The sequence below is a fragment of the Streptomyces sp. NPDC006552 genome, from assembly GCF_040611655.1.
GTDB lineage: Bacteria > Actinomycetota > Actinomycetes > Streptomycetales > Streptomycetaceae > Streptomyces.
Genome location: NZ_JBEXOS010000026.1, coordinates 76,597 through 95,402, shown reverse-complemented (window position 1 = coordinate 95,402; position 18,806 = coordinate 76,597). Strand labels below are relative to the sequence as shown.

16 protein-coding genes are annotated in these 18,806 nt (G+C 71.1%); 6 read left to right on the top strand and 10 right to left on the bottom strand.

Translation table 11 applies throughout. From position 1 onward, the window contains the following. Window positions 1-113 precede the first annotated feature (113 nt). Window positions 114-1,061 (bottom strand): nucleoside hydrolase, encoded by a 948-nt coding sequence (locus tag ABZY33_RS17395; RefSeq protein ID WP_356492441.1) that lies wholly within the window; start codon window positions 1,059-1,061, stop codon window positions 114-116. A 337-nt stretch (window positions 1,062-1,398) separates the two neighbouring features. On the opposite strand from ABZY33_RS17395, the gene ABZY33_RS17390 reads away from it, so the two are divergent. Beyond that, window positions 1,399-2,550, top strand: a complete 1,152-nt coding sequence (locus ABZY33_RS17390) for a glycerate kinase (RefSeq protein WP_356492440.1) — start codon at window positions 1,399-1,401, stop codon at window positions 2,548-2,550. 469 nt (window positions 2,551-3,019) lie between these two features. Here ABZY33_RS17390 and ABZY33_RS17385 read toward each other — a convergent pair whose 3' ends face one another. After that, window positions 3,020-4,216, bottom strand: a complete 1,197-nt coding sequence (locus tag ABZY33_RS17385; protein WP_356492439.1) for a helix-turn-helix domain-containing protein — start codon at window positions 4,214-4,216, stop codon at window positions 3,020-3,022. A gap of 224 nt (window positions 4,217-4,440) precedes the next feature. On the opposite strand from ABZY33_RS17385, the gene ABZY33_RS17380 reads away from it, so the two are divergent. From ABZY33_RS17380 to ABZY33_RS17360, 5 genes are all read left to right on the top strand, one after another. Continuing rightward, window positions 4,441-5,262, top strand: a complete 822-nt coding sequence (locus ABZY33_RS17380; protein WP_356492438.1) for an ABC transporter ATP-binding protein — start codon at window positions 4,441-4,443, stop codon at window positions 5,260-5,262. Window positions 5,263-5,371: 109 nt separating this feature from the next. After that, window positions 5,372-6,208 carry an ABC transporter ATP-binding protein gene (locus tag ABZY33_RS17375; RefSeq protein ID WP_356492437.1) on the top strand — a complete coding sequence of 279 codons (837 nt, stop codon included), beginning with the start codon at window positions 5,372-5,374 and terminating at the stop codon, window positions 6,206-6,208. Then, the gene (locus ABZY33_RS17370) at window positions 6,205-7,095 is read left to right on the top strand and encodes a branched-chain amino acid ABC transporter permease (RefSeq protein ID WP_356492436.1); all 891 of its coding nucleotides are present in this window, start codon (window positions 6,205-6,207) and stop codon (window positions 7,093-7,095) included. Before ABZY33_RS17375 ends, ABZY33_RS17370 begins: the two co-directional genes overlap by 4 nt. A 58-nt stretch (window positions 7,096-7,153) precedes the next feature. Further along, window positions 7,154-8,206 carry a branched-chain amino acid ABC transporter permease gene (locus ABZY33_RS17365; RefSeq protein WP_356492442.1) on the top strand — a complete coding sequence of 351 codons (1,053 nt, stop codon included), beginning with the start codon at window positions 7,154-7,156 and terminating at the stop codon, window positions 8,204-8,206. Further along, complete coding sequence (locus ABZY33_RS17360) at window positions 8,203-9,480, top strand: ABC transporter substrate-binding protein (protein WP_356492435.1); 1,278 nt, start codon at window positions 8,203-8,205, stop codon at window positions 9,478-9,480. The genes ABZY33_RS17365 and ABZY33_RS17360 overlap by 4 nt, the downstream gene beginning before the upstream one ends. 176 nt (window positions 9,481-9,656) lie before the next feature. Here the strand turns inward: ABZY33_RS17360 and pssA are convergent, their stop codons facing one another. The 8 genes from pssA to ABZY33_RS17320 all read right to left on the bottom strand — a co-directional run bounded on the left by pssA (window position 9,657) and on the right by ABZY33_RS17320 (window position 18,741). Further along, complete coding sequence (gene pssA, locus ABZY33_RS17355; RefSeq protein ID WP_324773451.1) at window positions 9,657-10,433, bottom strand: CDP-diacylglycerol--serine O-phosphatidyltransferase; 777 nt, start codon at window positions 10,431-10,433, stop codon at window positions 9,657-9,659. Window positions 10,434-10,494: 61 nt separating this feature from the next. Beyond that, entirely contained in the window at window positions 10,495-11,151 is a 657-nt protein-coding gene (locus ABZY33_RS17350; RefSeq protein WP_356492434.1) for a phosphatidylserine decarboxylase, read from the bottom strand. A gap of 185 nt (window positions 11,152-11,336) precedes the next feature. After that, window positions 11,337-12,542, bottom strand: a complete 1,206-nt coding sequence (locus ABZY33_RS17345) for an acyl-CoA dehydrogenase family protein (protein WP_356492433.1) — start codon at window positions 12,540-12,542, stop codon at window positions 11,337-11,339. 2 nt (window positions 12,543-12,544) lie between these two features. Then, a complete protein-coding gene (locus tag ABZY33_RS17340; RefSeq protein ID WP_356492432.1) occupies window positions 12,545-13,054 on the bottom strand; it encodes a MaoC family dehydratase in 510 nt (169 codons plus the stop codon). A gap of 4 nt (window positions 13,055-13,058) precedes the next feature. After that, entirely contained in the window at window positions 13,059-14,018 is a 960-nt protein-coding gene (locus tag ABZY33_RS17335) for a CoA ester lyase (protein WP_356492431.1), read from the bottom strand. Further along, a complete protein-coding gene (locus ABZY33_RS17330) occupies window positions 14,015-16,063 on the bottom strand; it encodes a protein meaA (RefSeq protein WP_356492430.1) in 2,049 nt (682 codons plus the stop codon). Before ABZY33_RS17330 ends, ABZY33_RS17335 begins: the two co-directional genes overlap by 4 nt. 22 nt (window positions 16,064-16,085) lie before the next feature. Beyond that, on the bottom strand, window positions 16,086-17,423 hold the full coding sequence (ccrA, locus tag ABZY33_RS17325) for a crotonyl-CoA carboxylase/reductase (RefSeq protein ID WP_356492429.1): 1,338 nt from the start codon (window positions 17,421-17,423) through the stop codon (window positions 16,086-16,088). 487 nt (window positions 17,424-17,910) lie between these two features. Next, on the bottom strand, window positions 17,911-18,741 hold the full coding sequence (locus tag ABZY33_RS17320) for a TetR family transcriptional regulator (protein WP_356492428.1): 831 nt from the start codon (window positions 18,739-18,741) through the stop codon (window positions 17,911-17,913). Between the last annotated feature and the right edge of the window lie 65 nt (window positions 18,742-18,806).

Below are 18,806 nucleotides of genomic sequence, written 5' to 3'. Positions count from 1 at the left end.
GTTGTGGTGGTCGGCTCCGCGGGCCGCTCGCTGCGCCGCCATCTGGGCGCCGCCCGGGCCGGGGCGGCCCGGGCGGGGGCCGCCCGCCGGGGCGTGGGGGGAGGCGGCGACGTTCATGCTGCGGGCTCTCCGATGCGTACGAGAGCGTCCACGACCAGGTCCCAGAAGCGGGTGTGGTCCAGGTCGACGGCGACCTGGGTGTGGCAGTCGGCGGGTGCGGGGGAGCGCAGGTCGGTCACCGTCATGCCGAGGGTGAGCGCGCCGCGCAGCTCGATGTCGACGGGTGCCTTGCGTACGGTCATGACGGCCGGGTCGATCACGTACGCCACGGCGCACGGGTCGTGCACGGGCGGGTGCTCGAAGCCCTGGTTCTCGCGGTAGGCCTCGCGGAAGAACTCCAGGAGCTCCAGGACGAAGCGGGCGGGCGCGGTGCCGACGGCCTTGATCTTCTCCTCGACGGCGGGGGTGGCGAGGGCCTGGTGGGTGAGGTCGAGGCCGACCATCGTGACCGGCCACGTCTCGTTGAAGACGATGTGCGCGGCCTCGGGGTCGATGACGATGTTGAACTCGGCGACCGCGCTCCAGTTGCCCTCGTGGAAACCGCCGCCCATCAGCACGACCTCGCGCACGCGCTCGACGATGCGGGGCTCCTTGCGCGCGGCCAGGGCGATGTTGGTCAGGCCCGCGGTCGGCACGATCGTGATCTCGCCCGGCTCGTGCGCCATGACGGTGTCGATGATGAGGTCGACGGCATGCCGGGGGTCCAGCTCGGTGGTGGCCTCGGCGAGCGCGGGGCCGTCGAGGCCGGTGTCGCCGTGGATCTCCGCGGCGGTCTCGATGTCACGGACGAGGGGCCGCGCGCAGCCGGCCGCGAACGGCACCCCGGTGATCCCGGCGATCGCGGCCACCGACAGGGCGTTGCGGGTCACCTTCTCCAGGGTCTGGTTCCCGACGACGGTGGTCACGGCCACCAGGTCGATGTCGGGGTTGCCGTGCGCGAGGAGCAGGGCGATCGCGTCGTCGTGCCCCGGGTCGCAGTCGAGAATGATCTTCCTGGCCAACGGAATGAGCCCCTTTGCTCCGGAGCACCGTCGCTCCGGTCGAATAACTGTCCAGGAACAGCTCACCTGCCTGCTCCCGCATTGTCAACGCGCGTAGATGCCCCGGATGGGATGATCCGCCACACGCCCGCCGCCCACGACGGCCTCCTCCGCAGCCGGCCGACAGGGCCTCTCACGGCCCCTCACGCCCCCTCACGCCCCCTTCCGGCCGCCCCGGGGCCGTCCCCCGCCGTCCCGTGGGCCGGACAGGCATGGGCAGCGGACCCCTCCTGCGGTTAAGGTCGCAGCGGCGCGACTGCCTTGACGCGAGCAAGGCCAGAACAGCAAGGGGAGCAAGGTGGCGGACGCTGCACAGGCCGCGCGGCACGTGTTGATCGCGGCGGACAAGTTCAAGGGGTCGCTCACCGCGGTTCAGGTCGCCGAGCGGGTGACCGCGGGGCTGCGCCGGGCCGCGCCCGGCGTCGAGATCGCCGCCGTGCCGGTCGCGGACGGCGGCGACGGCACCGTCGCGGCGGCACTCGCCGCCGGGTTCCAGCGCCGTGAGGTGCGGGTGAGCGGGCCGCTCGGCGAGCCGGTCACCGCCGCGTACGCGCTGCGCGAGGGCACGGCCGTCGTGGAGATGGCGGAGGCCTCGGGCCTCCAGCTGCTCCCCGAGGGGGTCTTCGCCCCGCTCACCTCGACCACGTACGGCTCCGGCGAACTCATCGCCGCGGCGCTCGACGCCGGGGCCCGCTCGATCGTCTTCGGCGTCGGCGGCAGCGCCACCACGGACGGCGGCGCCGGCATGCTGGCCGCGCTCGGCGCCCGGTTCCTGGACGCCGCGGGCGCGCCCGTCGGGCCCGGCGGCGGCGCCCTGGCGGGCCTCGCCTCCGCCGACCTGTCCGGCCTCGACCCGCGCCTCGCCGACGTCGAGATCGTGCTGGCCAGCGACGTCGACAACCCGCTCACCGGTCCCAAGGGCGCGCCCGCCGTCTACGGCCCGCAGAAGGGGGCGTCGCCGCAGGACGTGGCCGAGCTGGACGCGGCGCTCGCCCACTTCGCGAAGGTGCTGGGTGACTCCGTCGGTCCCCGGGTCCTTGAGTACGCGGAGTCGCCGGGGGCCGGCGCGGCGGGCGGTATCGGGTTCGGGGCCCTGGTCGGGCTCGGGGCGAGTTTCCGGCCCGGGATCGAGGTCATGCTCGACGTCCTCGGCTTCGCGCCCGCGCTGGAGCAGGCCACGCTCGTGATCACCGGTGAGGGTTCCCTCGACGAGCAGACCCTGCACGGCAAGGCCCCCGCCGGGGTGGCCGCGGCGGCGCGGGCCGCGGGCGTCGAGGTGATCGCGGTCTGCGGCCGTCTCGCGCTGTCGCCTGCGGCGCTTGGGCGGGCCGGGATCAGGCGGGCCTATGCGTTGACCGATGTGGAGCCGGATGTGGCGCGGTGCATTGCGGAGGCGGGGCCCATTCTGGAGGCGGTCGCGGAGCGCATCGGAACGGATTTCCTGACCTGACCCGGGGTGCGCTGCCGGGCTCGGCCCGCGTCGTGGCTGGCCTGGGTGGTCCGTCGGCGCACCCGCCGCGGGGCTTCTCGCGCAGTTCCCCGCGCCCCTGAGATGCGCACTGCGTGCGCCATCTCATCGGGAGACCGCGGCGCAGCCGACGAACTGCCCTGGGGGCGCGGAAAACTGCGCGCCCGGCCCCCGCCGGCGGGGCAGCCGAAGAGCTACCTGGGGGCGCGGGGAACTGCGCGCCCAGCCCCCACCGGCGGGGCAGCCGACGAACTGCCTTAGGGGCGCGGGGAACTGCGCGACGAGCCCCCACCGGCGGGTAGGCGACGAACTGCCTTGGGGGCGCGGGGAACTGCGCGACGAGCCCCCACCGGCGGCGCAGCCGAAGAGCTACCTAGAGGGGCGCGGGGAACCGCGCGTTCGGCCCCGGCCGGGGTGTACCCGGGCGGACAGGGAGCGGCACAAGGCCCGCTCAGCCCGGCGCCAGCCGATACGCGTCGAGCGCCAAGGTCATCTCCATCAGATCCCGAGGCCGCGACAACGACCGCGAGGTCAACTGCTCCAGCCGCCGCAACCGGTTGAACACCGTGTTCCGGTGGCAGTACAACCGCCCGGCCGCCCGCCCCGCAGACCCCTCACAGGCCAGCCACGCATCCAGCGTCTCCAACAGCACGGCCCGGTCCCCCGGTTCGAGCGCGAGGAGTTCCCCGAAGACGCCCGAGACGAGGCGCTGCGCCAGATCCGGCTGGCTGACCACGAGCGCCGTCGGCATCCGCCGGTCGAGCCGGACGACCCCCGTGGTCTCCGGCGCACAGGTGCGCAGGGCGAGTTCGGCGAGGCGGCGCGCGTGGCCGAGTTCCGCGAGCCCCGCGACGACCGGACTCATCCCGCCGGGCCCCGGGCACCGCCCGTCAAGGAGCGCCGCCAGTTCGTCGAGCTCCCGGCCCGCGCCGAGCGCCACCACCCCCACCTCGCAGTCCGCCCGCATCCGCCACACGAACCGGAACCCCGGGTCCGTCACGCGCCGGTGGAAGGACTCCCGCCCGTCCCGCCGCTCGGCCCGCAGCACCACGACCGCGTACGGGCCGTGCTCGGGCAGATCGAGCCCGGCCGCCGCCCGCGCCGCGAGCCCCGGCGCGGGGCGCCCCTCCAGGAGCGCGTCGAGCAGGGCCTGTGTCTGCTCGTCGGTACGGCGCCGCAGCTCCAGCTCCGTGGCGCGGTACGCCTCCGACGCCGCCTCGGCCTGGGCGTCGACCGCCGCCCACACCATCGTCGCCGAGCGCATCAGCGCCGACAGCCGGTCGGGTTCGCCGCCCGCGCTCTCCATCAGGGCGTCCCAGACGAGGTAGCCCGCGTTGCGGTAGGCGTGCACCAGCAGATCCAGGGGCAGCCCCTGACCGGCGCGGCGCCGGCCCGCCTCCTCCGCGTAGGCGAGGTCCCGGCGCGGTGAGTCGGGAGGCGCCGAGATCGTCTCGACGCCGATCCGCATCGCGTCCTCGGCCTCCCGCCACTGGACGTCGTAGGGCAGCACCCGGGCGTACACGTCGGAGAACGCGAAGAGTTGCCGCAGGTGCTCGTCGACCAGCTCGGGCACCCGTTCCAACAGGGTCGTGCACGCCTCCTTCAGCAGCTTCCAGTCCTGCCCGGTGCGATGCCTGCGCCCGCCCATCGCTCCTCCTCGACAACCCGTAAAGCGACGGCAAAGGACTCGGTCCCTGTGCGGAGGATGCCATCCCGCGCCCGCGCCGGGCAGGGCCCTGACACGGGGTCTTGTGCGCGTGCACAACCGAGGTGCCCGGGCGCTGGGCCCGCGCAGCGATTCCCGGGCCGCCCGTGGACGGGCCGCCCGCACGGTGCTGTCGTGAGCGCCACCGGTCCAGGAAGGGACACAGAGTGACCGATGCACAAGGGGAGGGCCTCGCCGTCGACGACGTGTCGGTCGGCTACGGCCCCGTACGCGCCCTGCGCGGCGTGACGCTACAGGTGCCGCAGGGCGCCGTCGTCGCCGTGCTCGGCGGCAACGGCGCGGGCAAGACGACCCTGCTGCGCGCCGTCTCGCGCACGCTGGGATTCCACGGTGGGACGCTCACGTCCGGGCAGGTGCGGTTCGGCGGACGCCGGATCAGCGCGCTGCCCGCCGACCGGGTCGTGGCCGCCGGGGTCTGCCAAGTGCCCGAAGGGCGCCGGGTGTTCGCCCGGATGACCGTCGCCGACAATCTGCGGGCCGGCGCGCTCGGCTCCACCGGCTCGCGCGCCGGCAAGGCGGCGGCGCTGCGCCGCGTCCACGAACTCTTCCCGGTCCTCGCCGACCGGGCGCACCAGCGCGCCGGGCTGCTGTCCGGCGGCGAACAGCAGATGCTCGCGGTCGCCCGCGCCCTGATGGCGGGCCCGCGGCTGCTGCTGCTCGACGAACCCTCGCTGGGCCTCGCCCCGCTGATGGCGGCCCGGATCGCCGACACGATCCGGGAGATCAACGCCCAGGGCGTCTCCGTCCTGCTCGTCGAGCAGAACGCGGCGCTCGCGCTGCGGCTCGCCACGCACGCGTACGTCCTGGAGGTCGGCGAGATCACCCTGCACGGCCCCGCGGACGACCTCGCGGGCTCCGACGAGGTGCGCCGCCGCTACCTGGGCGTCGTCGACGAGACGGCCGCCGCGGACGCCTCCGGCGGCGCGACGCACGCCCCGGTCCTGCGCCGCTGGGGAGGTGCCCGATGACACCGCCGGCCACGACCTGCGCGGTTGCGCCGCCCGTCCGCGGACCGGTCCTCGCGCGCGTGATCCGCACGACGGGCGGGCGACCGTCCCCGGGGCCCGGAGGTGGCTGGTGACCACCACGACCGCGACCGGCACCGACATCCCGCCCCTGCGCGTGCGCGACCTGACCGTGCGCTTCGCCGGGCTCACCGCCCTCGACGCGGTCAGCCTCACCGTCGCGCCCGGCACCGTGCACGCGGTGATCGGACCCAACGGCGCGGGCAAGTCCACCTGCTTCAACGTGCTCTCCGGCGTCTACCGGGCCACCGCCGGCAGCGTCCACCTCGGCGAGCGGGAACTCACCGGCCTGCCCCCGCACCGCATCGCCGGGCTCGGCGTGGCCCGCATCTTCCAGAACCTGGCGCTGCCCCCGCGCACCACGGTCGCCGACAGCCTGCTGCTCGGCCGCCACCGCCTGACCCGTACCGGCTTCCTCGCCGCGGGGCTGCGGCTGCCCACCGCCGTCCGCGAGGAACAACGGCACCGCGAACGGGTGCGGGAGATCGCCGAGTTCGTCGGCATCGCCGGCCAACTCGCCACCCCCACCGGGGCCTTGCCCTACGGCCAGCAGAAGCTGGCCGAACTCGCCCGCGCCCTGTGCATGGAGCCCCGCGTCCTGCTGCTCGACGAGCCCGTCGCCGGAATGACGGCGGACGAGCGGCGCCGTACCGCCGCCGTCATCGCGGGCGTCCGCGACAGCCTCGGCATCTCCATCGTCCTGGTCGAACACGACATGGGAGTCGTCATGCGCCTCGCCGACGAGGTCACGGTCCTCGACTTCGGCCGCCGGATCGCCGGCGGACCGCCGGAGCGCGTCCAGAACGACCCGGCGGTGATCCAGGCGTACCTGGGCGCGCCCGCCGAAGACACCGCGCGAGACAGCGCGGAAGGGGAGGCCACGGCGTGACCACGTTCCTCGAACTCCTCCTCAACGGCCTGTCGATGGGCTCCGTCTACGCCCTCATCGCCCTCGGCTTCGTCGTCATCTTCCGCGCCACCGAGGTCGTCAACTTCGCCCACGCCTCCCTGCTGCTCGCCGGCGGCTACGTCACCGCCACCCTCCACGACGACATCGGCTTCTGGCCCGCGCTCGGCGTCGGCATCGCCGCCGCGGCCGTCGTCGGCGCCGCCGTCGAGTTCCTGGTGATGCGCCGCTACCGCGGGCACGACCAGAGCGTCCTCGCCATCGTCACCATCGGCGTCGACATCCTGCTCACCACCGAACTCACCCGGCGCCTGGGCACCGACGTGCTGTCCATGGGCGACCCGTGGGGCGACGCCGTGCTCACCGTCGGCGGCGTCTCGATCGCCCACACCCGCATCGCCGCGTTCGCCGCTGCGGCCCTGCTCATCACCGCGTTCCTGCTCGTCTTCCGCTACTCCTCGTGGGGCGTCGCGATGCGCGCCGCCGCCGAGAGCGGCGAGACGGCCGCGCTGATGGGCGTGCGCCTGCACCGGGTGTCGCTGAGCGCCTGGGCGGTGGCGGGCGGGCTCGCCGCCGTCGCCGCGCTCTTCCTCACCGTGTTCCCGACGCCCGGCCTGGAACGGGCCACCTCGCTCGCCGCCCTGAAGGCATTCCCCGCCGCGATCCTCGGCGGCCTCGACTCCACCACCGGCGCGCTCGTCGGCGGTCTGGTCGTCGGCGTCACCGAGTCTCTCGCCACCGGCTACCAGAGCGAACTGGCCTTCATGGGCCGGGGCCTCGGCGACCTCGCGCCCTACCTCGTGATGACCGTGATCCTCCTGTTGCGGCCCGCCGGACTCTTCGGCACGAAGGAGCTGGCCCGTGTCTGACACCCTCGCCGCCACGAAGGCCGCGGACCGCCCGCGCTCCGCGCCCCGCACCCGAACGCTGTTCACCCGCCGCCGCGGCTACGCCTGGGCCCTCGGCGCGCTGCTGCTGCTCGCCCTGCCGTTCTACCTCGACCGGTTCTGGCTCCAGGCGGGCCTGTTCGCGATGGCCGCCGCCATCGGCGCCATTGGGCTCAACCTGCTCACCGGCGCCACCGGCCAGCTTTCCATGGGCCACGCCTTCTTCCTCGCCGTCGGCGCCTACGGCTACTGCGCCTTCGCGGGGGAGCGCGGCGATGAGCTGACCGGCGCCGGGCTGCCACCCTGGCTCGCCGCCGTCCTCGCGGTCCTCGTCGCCGGGGTCGCGGGCGGCCTCTTCAGCCCCATCGCGGGCCGCCTCAAGGGCGCCTACCTCGGTATCGCGACGCTCGCGCTCATCTTCATCGGACAGCACGTCCTGTTCAACGCCGAGGGCCTGACCGGCGGCGCCAACGGCCGCGACGTGCCCGCCCTGAGCCTGTTCGGGCTCACGTTCGACGACCGGCCGCTGACCGTGGCGAGCGTGCCCTTCGGCTCCGCCGAGAAGCTCTGGTACCTGGGGCTGCTGCTCACGCTCGGCTGCGGCCTGTTCGCCCGCGGGGTGCTGCGCGGCCGTCCCGGGCGCGCCATGAACGCGATCCGCGACCACCGCATCGCCGCCGGCGTCCTCGGCGTGCCCGTGGCCCGCTACCGCGGCGCCGTCTTCGTCCTGTCGTCGATGTACGCGGGCCTGGCCGGCGTCCTGCTCGCCCTGGTCTTCCAGCGCACGGTGCCCGACTACTTCGGCATCACGCTCTCCCTGGAGTACCTCGCGATGATCGTCATCGGCGGTCTCGGCTCCGTGGCCGGCGCGGTGGTGGGCGCCGCGTTCGTCTCGCTGCTGCCCCAGATCCTCACCCGCTACAGCGACGCCCTGCCCCTCGTCTCGGCCCCCGGCACGGGCGGCGTCGCCCCCGGCGAGGCCGCCCGCTACCTCTACGGCGCCGCCGTCGTGGCGGCGGTCCTTTTCCTTCCGGGCGGCCTCGTGCAGCTGACCGCCCGGCGTGCCCGGAAACACCCTCAGGAGGAGTCATGATCGCCCGCACTGGCCGTACCAGCACGCTCACGGTGACCGCCGTGGCCGCGCTGCTCGCGCTGACCGCCGCGTGCAGTTCCAAGGCCGAGGACGGGAAAGGGGACGACAAGCAGAGCGCGGACGGGGTGAAGACCGGCCAGGGCATCTCGGGCAAGACGATCGACCTCGGCGTCCTCACCGACATGACCGGCGTCTACGCGACGCTCGGCAAGAGCGTCACCCAGGCCCAGCAGCTGTACGTGAAGCAGGTCAACGCCGACGGCGGGATCTGCGGCTACCAGCTGAAGCTCACCGTCCGCGACCACGGCTACGACCCGCAGAAGGCCGTCGCCGGGTACACCGAGCTGGCGCCGAAGGTGCTCGGCTTCACCCAGTTCATCGGCTCCCCGTTCGTCGCCGCCGTCGAGAAGCGCATCACCGGCCAGGACAAGGCCCTCGTCCTGCCGCAGGCCTGGTCCTCCAACCTGCTCGGCAGCCCCTACGTGCGCATCATCGGCTCCACGTACGACATCGAGACGATCAACGCGATCGACTTCCTGATGAAGGAGAAGGGCCTCAAGAAGGGCGACAAGCTCGGCCACGTCTACTTCGAGGGCGACTACGGCGAGAGCGCGCTCAAGGGCTCGACGTACATGGCGAAGGAGGCCGGCCTGACCGTCGTCGAACAGAAGATCAAGCCGACCGACAACGACATGACCGCCCAGGTCGCCGCGTTGAAGAAGGCGGGCGTCAAGGCCGTCGTGATCAGCGCGGGACCGCGTCAGGCGGCCTCGCTCGTCGGCGTCGCGGCCGCCGCGAAGCTGACCGTGCCGGTCATCGGCAACAACTCCGCCTACGCCCCGCAGCTCCTCGGCACCCAGGCGGCGCCCGCCCTGCTCGCCAACTACTACGTGGCCTCCCCGTCGCTGCCCATCGGTGCGGACACCCCGGAGGCCGAGAAGCTGGTCGCCGACTACAAGAAGGCGTACCCGAAGGACGGCCTGGACAACGGCGTCGTCGCCGGCTGGACCGCGGCGGGTGTCTTCGGCGAGGCCCTGAAGAAGGCGTGCGCGAGCAAGGACCTCACGCGCGAGAGCGTCGACAAGGCGCTGCTGTCGCTGAACGGTTACGACATGGGCTTCGGCGTCGACCAGGACTTCACCGACCCCAAGGCCCCGTCCTCGTACAAGTCGGTGATCCTCCAGCCCGACAAGACGGCCGTCGGCGGCCTCAAGGTGGTCCAGGACCCGGCCGAGGCCCCGCAGGCGAAGACGTACACGCAAAGCGCCGGCTGACAGGCGAGGACCGGCGGGGCGGTCAAGCCCCGCCAGGGGCGCGGGGAACCGCGCGACCAGCCACGACGAGACCAGTACACGCCGAAGGACGCGGCCGCTACGGCGCCAGGGCGCAAGAAGAAGGGTGGACCCGGGCCAAAAGGCTCGGGTCCACCCTTCACACGCTCGGCGGGGCACTACGACTGCGCGCGCGCCTCACGCCGGTTGTCCCGGAAGTTGTTCACCCGCCGCGCCGTGGCGAAGAGCGGGATGACCGCCCCGAGCACGAGCTGCAACGCGCACCCGGTCTGGAGCAGCAGCTGGCCACCGGGCGCGTCGAACGCCCAGGCCGCCAGCAGCCCCATGCTGAGCACGATCCAGGAGAGCATCGCGACGGCCAGGCGCCCGCGCGGCTTCGGGTACTCGACGCGGCTCACCATCAGCCACGCCGTGCCGATGATCGCGAGGAGCGTCGCCACGAACGGCAGCTCCAGGAGCACGATCGAGACGACGGTCAGCGCGCCGAACGGCGACGGCATGCCCTGGAAGGTGCCGTCCTTGACCGTGACGCACGAGAACCGCGCGAGCCGCAGCACCACCGCCAGCAGCACCACGATGGCCCCCACGGCCGCGACTCTCTGGTGCGCGTCGTTGGCGACCATGCCGTAGACGAGCACGAAGTACGCGGGCGCGAGGCCGAAGCTGATCAGGTCCGAGAGGTTGTCCAGCTCGGCGCCCATCGGTGAGGAGCGCAGCTTGCGGGCGACGAGACCGTCGAACAGGTCGAAGATCGCGGCGGCCAGCATCAGGATCACGGCGGTCGCCGCGCTGCTGCGGGCCATCCCCGAGTCGTTGCTGCCCTGGATGTGCGGGATCAGGATGCCGGTCGTCGTGAAGTAGACCGCCATGAAGCCGCACGTGGCGTTGCCGAGGGTGAGGGTGTCCGCTATCGACAGCCGCAGCGAGAGCGGCATCTCTTCCGCGTCGTCCACGTCGTCGTCGGACACCTGCACCCAGCCGGCCTGGGCCTGCGAGTCAGTCACGGTCAAGTCGAGTCACCCCTGCCACCGTCTTCTGGCCGACCTCCAGGTCGGTCTCCACGCCCTCGGGGAGGTAGAGATCGACGCGCGAGCCGAACCGGATCAGGCCGATGCGCTCGCCCTGGTCCACCTTGGTGCCCCGGGGGATGTAGGGGACGATGCGGCGGGCGACGGCACCGGCGATCTGGACCATCTCGATGTCACCGAGCTCGGTGTCGAAGTGCCAGACGACGCGCTCGTTGTTCTCGCTCTCCTTGTTGAACGCCGGGACGAAACCGCCCGGGATGTGTTCGACGGAGGTCACGGTGCCGGCCAGCGGGGCGCGGTTGACGTGCACGTTCAGCGGGCTCATGAAGATCGCGACGCGGGTGCGGCCGTCCTTCCACGGCATGATGCTCTGCACCACACCGTCTGCCGGGGAGATGACCCGGCCCTGGGCGATCTCGCGCTCGGGGTCGCGGAAGAACCACAGCATGCCGGCGGCCAGAGCGGTGGTCGGGACGGCGAGTGCTGCGGCGTTCTTCGAACGGCGCGAACGCGCCAGGCTGAGGGCAGCCGTGGCGACGGTCGGGAGAAGCCACGGCGATGCTCCGCGCGCAAGGCGACCACCGAGGAAGCCGTCGCGAGGTGCAGAGGTTTGGCTGTGGGGCATGGATGACCTTCGTAGCGGATGAGGCCGCGCTGGCTTACGGGGGGACGGCGGCTTTTCCGAGGAATGCTATCGGTTGCGAGCCGCAACTGGGCAAGCCAGGAAGCCGAGTCGGCGGCCGAAGAGTGCTGACGGGGTGTGATCTTCTTCGCGAAGAAAACACCCCAAAATTGGACATCTCGCCAGGCTCAGCCCTGGAATCGATACTCTTCGAGCAGTCGACGACCAATGATCATTTTCTGGATTTCGGCGGTACCTTCGCCGATCAACAGCATCGGCGCCTCGCGGTACAGGCGCTCGATCTCGTACTCCTTGGAGAAGCCGTATCCACCGTGGATCCGGAAGGCGTCCTCCACGACTTCTTTGCAGTATTCGGAGGCCAGGTACTTGGCCATTCCTGCTTCGAGGTCGTTTCGCTCCCCGGAGTCCTTTTTGCGTGCCGCGTTCACCATCATCGCATGAGCGGCCTCGACCTTGGTAGCCATCTCGGCCAACTTGAACTGGATCGCCTGGTGCTGGGCGATCGGCTTGCCGAAAGTGTGGCGTTGCTGGGCATAGGAGACGCCCAGTTCGAAGGCACGCTGCGCGACACCGCAGCCACGCGCCGCCACATTGACCCGGCCCACCTCGACGCCGTCCATCATTTGGTAAAACCCTCGGCCGGTCTGTCCGCCGAGTACACGATTGGCCGGAATGCGCAGGCCGTCCATGATCAGTTCGGTGGTGTCGACCCCCTTGTACCCCATCTTGTCGATCTTCCCGGGGATGGTGAGGCCGGGGCGGACCTCACCGAATCCGGGCTCCTTCTCCACCAGGAAGGTCGTCATCGACTTGTGCGGGGCCGTGCCCTCGGCATGACCTTCATCACTCCGTGTGAGAACCGCCACAAGAGTTGACGTGCCGCCGTTGGTCAGCCACATCTTCTGGCCGTTCAGGACGTACGCGTCACCGTCCCGGACTGCCTTCGACGTGATCGCCGACACGTCCGAGCCGAGCGCCGGCTCGGACATGGAGAACGCGCCGCGCACCTCGCCCAGCGCCATCCGCGGCAGGAAGGTGTCCTTCTGCTCCTGCGTGCCGTGCTGCTTGAGCATGTACGCCACGATGAAGTGCGTGTTGATGATGCCGGAGACCGACATCCAGCCGCGCGCGATCTCCTCCACGCAGAGCGCGTACGTGAGCAGCGACTCGCCGAGCCCCCCGTACTCCTCGGGGATCATGAGCCCGAACAGGCCCAACTCCTTGAGCCCGTCGACGATCTCCTGCGGATACTCGTCGCGGTGCTCCAGCTCGGTGGCGACCGGGATGATCTCCTTGTCCACGAAGTCCCGGACGGTGGACAGGATTTCCTGCTGGACGTCGGTGAGACCGGCGGTCCGGGCGAGTCGGCTCATGGCTAGTTCTTCTCCCGAAGTTCCGGGCGGCCGGGCTGCTCGCCGCCGCGCTCCTTGATGTACGTCTCGGTCGGCACCATCACCTTGCGCCGGAAGACGCAGACGAGCGTGCCGTCCTGCTTGTAGCCCTTGGTCTCCACGTACACGATCCCGCGGTCGCTCTTGGACCTCGACGGGGTCTTGTCGAGAACGGTCGTCTCGCCGTAGATCGTGTCGCCGTGGAAGGTCGGCGCCACGTGCTTGAGCGACTCGACCTCCAGGTTGGCGATGGCCTTGCCGGAGACGTCCGGCACGGACATGCCGAGGAGCAGGGAGTAGATGTAGTTGCCGACGACGACGTTCTTGCCGAAGTCCGTCGTGCTCCCCGCGTAGTTGGCGTCCATGTGGAGCGGGTGATGGTTCATCGTCAGCAGGCAGAAGAGGTGGTCGTCGTACTCGGTGACCGTCTTGCCGGGCCAGTGCTTGTAGACGTCCCCGACGGTGAACTCTTCGTAGGTGCGGCCGAACTGCATGGTGTTACGCCTCCGGGGCCTCGAACTTGCTGGTGCGCTGCATGCCGGCGGCCCGGCCCTTCCCGGAGACGACCAGCGCCATCTTCCGGCTCGCCTCGTCGATCATCTCGTCGCCGAGCATCGCCGAGCCCTTCTTGCCGCCCGCCTCGGACGTGCAGTACTCGTACGCGTCCAGGATCAGCTCGGCGTGGTCGAAGTCCTCCTGGGAGGGGGAGAAGACCTCGTTGGCCGCGTCGACCTGGCCGGGGTGCAGCACCCACTTGCCGTCGAAGCCGAGCGCGGCGGCGCGGCCCGCGACCTCGCGGAAGCCGTCCACGTTCTTGATCTGGAGGTAGGGGCCGTCGATCGCCTGGAGGTCGTTGGCGCGGGCCGCCATCAGGATCTTCATCAGGATGTAGTGGTAGGCGTCGGCGCCGTAGCCGGGCGGCTGCTCGCCGACGACCAGGGACTTCATGTTGATGGACGCCATGAAGTCGGCCGGGCCGAAGATGATCGTCTCGGTGCGCGGGGACGCCTCGGCGATCGCGTTGACGTTGTTCAGGCCCCGCGCGTTCTCGATCTGCGCCTCGATGCCGATCTTGCCGACCTCGAAGCCCATGGTCTTCTCGATCTGCGTGAGCAGCAGGTCGAGCGCGACCACCTGGTCGGCGCTCTGCACCTTCGGCAGCATGATGCAGTCGAGGTTCGGGCCGGCGCCCTCGACGACGGTCACCACGTCCCGGTAGGTCCACTCGGTCGTCCAGTCGTTGACCCGCACGACGCGCGTCTTGCCCGTCCAGTCGCCCTCGTTGAGGAACTTGACGATGGTGTGCCGGGCCTCCGGCTTGGCCAGCGGCGCGCAGGCGTCCTCCAGGTCGAGGAAGACCTGGTCGGCGGCGAGGCCCTGGGCCTTCTCCAAAAAGCGCGGGTTCGAGCCCGGGACGGCCAGGCACGAGCGGCGCGGGCGGAGACGGTTCACAGTCATGCGGGGACCTCCAGAGGGTCGAGCTTGTTCGCTAGCCGGATCTCGTCGACGATACGGCCGATGATCTCCGTGATGCCGAAGTCCTTCGGGGTGAAGACGGCGGCGACGCCCGCCCGCCTCAGCTCCTCGGCGTCGGCGTTCGGGATGATGCCGCCCACGATCACCGGGATGTCGGGGGCGCCCGCGTCGCGCAGGCGGGTCAGGACGTCGGGGACCAGCTCGGCGTGCGAGCCCGACAGGATCGACAGGCCGACGCAGTGCACGTCCTCGGCGAGCGCGGCGGAGACGATCTGTTCCGGGGTGAGCCGGATGCCCTGGTAGACCACCTCGAACCCGGCGTCGCGGGCTCGCACGGCGATCTGCTCGGCGCCGTTGGAGTGCCCGTCCAGGCCCGGCTTGCCGACGAGCAGGCGCAGCTTGCCGCCGAGCTGCTCACCGGTGCGGCGGACCTTCTCGCGGACCAGGGCGAGCGGCGTGCCCGCCTCGGCGGTCACCGCGACCGGCGCCGACGAGACGCCGGTGGGCGCCCGGAACTCGCCGAAGACCTCGCGCAGCGCCTCTGACCACTCGCCGGTCGTGACCCCGGCGCGGGCGCATTCGAGGGTGGCCTCCATGAGGTTCTCGGTGCCTTGTGCCGCCTCCTTCAGGCGCTCGATGGCCTGCTGGGTGGTCGGGTAGTGGAACGGGTCGCCCAGGCCCTGGCGGTCGCTCGACTCCTGGCGCGTGGTGCGCCACTCGCCGATCGCCCGCACCACCCGCGCCTCCACCTGGTGGTCGACGGTCATGATCGCGGCGTCCAGGTCGGCGGTGAGCGGGTTCGGCTCGGTCGACTCGTAGATGTTGACGCCGACGATCTTCTCCTCACCGCCCTCGATCCGCGCCCGGCGCTCGGCGTGCGAGGAGACCAGCTGGGACTTGAGGTAGCCGGACTCGACGGCGGCCATCGCGCCGCCCATCTCCTGGATCCGCTCGATCTCGGCGAGGGACTCGGCGACCAGCGCGTCGACCTTCTTCTCGACGACGTGGCTGCCGGCGAAGATGTCCTCGTACTCCAGCAGGTCGCTCTCGTGCGCCAGGACCTGCTGGATGCGCAGCGACCACTGCTGGTCCCAGGGCCGGGGCAGCCCCAGCGCCTCGTTCCACGCGGGGAGTTGGACGGCGCGGGCGCGGGCGTCCTTCGACAGCGTCACGGCCAGCATCTCCAGGACGATCCGCTGGACGTTGTTCTCCGGCTGGGCCTCGGTCAGGCCGAGCGAGTTGACCTGCACGCCGTAGCGGAAGCGGCGCTGCTTCGCGTTCTCGATGCCGTACCGCTCGCGCGTGATCTGGTCCCAGATCCGCCCGAACGCCCGCATCTTGCACATCTCCTCGATGAAGCGGACACCCGCGTTCACGAAGAAGGAGATGCGGGCCACGACGTCCCCGAACTTCTCGGCGGGGACCTGCCCTGAGTCGCGTACGGCATCGAGAACGGCGATGGCGGTGGACATCGCGTACGCGATCTCCTGGACCGGTGTGGCCCCCGCCTCCTGGAGGTGGTACGAGCAGATGTTGATCGGGTTCCACTTGGGGATGTGGGAGACCGTGTAGGCGATCATGTCGGTCGTCAGCCGCAGGGAGGGGCCCGGCGGGAACACGTGGGTGCCCCGTGACAGGTACTCCTTGACGATGTCGTTCTGCGTCGTGCCCTGGAGCGCCGCGATGTCGAGGCCCTGCTCCTCGGCGACGACCTGGTAGAGCGCCAGAAGCCACATGGCGGTGGCGTTGATGGTCATCGAGGTGTTCATCTGGTCCAGGGGGATGTCCTGGAACAGGCGCCGCATGTCACCGAGGTGCGAGACCGGCACGCCGACCCGGCCGACCTCACCGCGGGCGAGGATGTGGTCCGGGTCGTAGCCGGTCTGGGTCGGCAGGTCGAAGGCGACCGACAGACCCGTCTGGCCCTTGGCGAGGTTGCGCCGGTACAGCTCGTTCGACGCCTCGGCCGTGGAGTGGCCGGCGTAGGTGCGCATCAACCACGGCCGGTCTTTCTGACGCTCAATCATGAGCCTTTCGACCTCCGTGAGTTCAGACGTTGCGGAAGCGGTTGATGGCGTCGATGTGCTGGGCCCGCTTGTCGTGGTCGCGCACGCCCAGACCCTCCTGCGGCGCGAGCGCGAGGACGCCGACCTTGCCCTGGTGGAGGTTGCGGTGCACGTCGTACGCGGCCTGGCCGGTGTCCTCCAGGGCGTACGTCTTCGAGAGCGTCGGGTGGATCTTGCCCTTGGCGATCAGGCGGTTGGCCTCCCACGCCTCGCGGTAGTTGGCGAAGTGCGAGCCGATGATCCGCTTCAGCGACATCCACAGGTAGCGGTTGTCGTACTCGTGCATGTAGCCCGAGGTGGAGGCGCAGGTGGTGATGGTGCCGCCCTTGCGCGTGACGTAGACGGAGGCGCCGAAGGTCTCGCGGCCCGGGTGCTCGAAGACGATGTCGATGTCCTCGCCGCCGGTGAACTCGCGGATGCGCTTGCCGAACCGCTTCCACTCCTTGGGGTCCTGGGTGCGCTCGTCCTTCCAGAACTTGTAGCCCTCGGCGCTGCGGTCGATGATCGCCTCGGCGCCCATCCTCCGGCAGATCTCCGCCTTCTGCTCGCTGCTGACGACACAGATGGGGTTGGCGCCGCCGGCCAGCGCGAACTGCGTGGCGTAGGAGCCGAGGCCGCCGCTCGCGCCCCAGATCAGGACGTTGTCGCCCTGCTTCATGCCGGCGCCGTTGCGCGAGACCAGCTGGCGGTAGGCGGTGGAGTTCACCAGACCGGGGGCGGCCGCCTCCTCCCAGCTGAGGTGGTCCGGCTTGGGCATCAGCTGGTTGGACTTGACGAGGGCGATCTCTGCCAGGCCGCCGAAGTTCGTCTCGAAGCCCCAGATGCGCTGCTCGGGGTCGAGCATCGTGTCGTTGTGGCCGTCGGAGGACTCCAGCTCGACGCTGAGGCAGTGCGCGACGACCTCGTCGCCCGGGTTCCAGGCGTTCACGCCGGGGCCGGTGCGCAGGACGACGCCCGCCAGGTCGGAGCCGATGACGTGGTACGGCAGGTCGTGCCGCTTGGTCAGCTCGCTCAGGCGGCCGTAGCGCTCCAGGAAGCTGAAGGTGGAGACCGGCTCGAAGATCGAGGTCCACACCGAGTTGTAGTTGACCGAGGAGGCCATCACGGCCACCAGCGCCTCGCCCGGGCCGAGTTCGGGCACCGGCACGTCGTCCAGGTGGATCGACTTGCGGGGGTCCTTCTCGCGGGTGTCGAGGCCGGCGAACATCTCGGCCTCGTCCTTGTGCACGGTGATCGCGCGGTAGGAGTCGGGCAGCGGCAGGGCGGCGAAGTCGGCAGACGTGGCGGTCTGCGACTGAATCGCGTCCAGGATTTCCTTCACGGTGGTGCCTCCGGCGGTGAGCGCTGAGGGGAACGCTGAGTCGGGGTTTTCAGGTGGCTGCGGGGCGGGTGGAGCGTGCCGTCGGTTCGGCGGGGTGGTGCGGTGGCAGCGCTTGGTGTGGCGCGGAAGGGTGCCTGTGACGCAGGCGTCCGGGCGCGCGGGCCGCGGTCGGTCGCGGCCTTGCGGGGACAGCCGGCGTACGGAAGTTCTCTGTACGCCGGCCGCCCGGACTTCCCTCAACGTATGGCACACCGTGACAGCTGGCAAGGCACTCCGTGCCACTAATTTCGCTCAGGTGTCATCAGGGCGGCGCACGTGAGCGATGATCGATCATTCGAGGTCAGAGCGGTTCTGCCGGAACCGGTAAGGGATCGATGATCGATCAGCGCGCGTCGCGCGTGCGGCCCCGGGCAGACGAAAGGCCCCTGACGTGGCACTGCGTGCCAGATCAGGGGCCGGGGTGGCCGGTGGTGGTGCCGAGGGCGCTCTAGCGGTTGCGCAGGGCTTCCTCGATGGTGCGCATGACCTCCGGCAACGGCGCGTCCGTGCGGGCCACCGCCACGAGCACCTCGCCGGAGTGGGCGACCTGGGCGGGGGGCGCGGCGGCGGGGGTGCGGCCCGCTCCGATGCCCGTGCCGAACGTGCGGCGCACGATCGCGAAGGCGCGGTCCAGCTGGGCCTCCACGTCGCCCTGGCCGCCCGCCCGCAGCCAGCGGCGCAGCACGTGGTTGTGGGCGGTCACGACGGCGGAGGCGGCGACCTCGGCGAGCAGCGGGTCGTTGTTGCCGTCGTGGTGGGCCTGCTCGTCGAAGTGGCCCAGCAGGTAGCGGGTGAACAGACGCTCGTAACGGGCCACCGAGGAGATCTCGCGCTCGCGCAGGGTGGGCACCTCGCGGGTCAGCCGGTAGCGCTCCACGGCGACCGCCGGCGACGCCGCGTACATCTTCATGACTTCCTTGATGCCGCGGCACACCGTGTCGAGCGGGTGCTCGTGCGGCGGCGCCGCGTTCAGGACGGCCTCGGCGCGCACCAGGGTGTCGTCGTGGTCCGGGAAGATCGCCTCTTCCTTCGAACGGAAGTGGCGGAAGAAGGTGCGGCGGGCGACGCCGGCCTGCGCGGCGATCTCGTCGACCGTCGTAGCTTCGTACCCTTTCGTGGCGAAGAGTTCCATCGCCGCGGCCGCCAGCTCGCGGCGCATCTTGAGCCGCTGCGCAGCCGCCCGGTTGCCGGCGGCGCTCTCCGGGGCGTCGGGTGTCGCGGAGGTACGGGAGGGCTTGGCGGCCTTATGAGCGGGCGTCATGCCCCGAACGTACTGCATGTACGTTCCCGGACGCTCCCCGGTGAGCGGGCCGCCCGGGGCTCCGAGCAGCCCGCCCCAGTGCG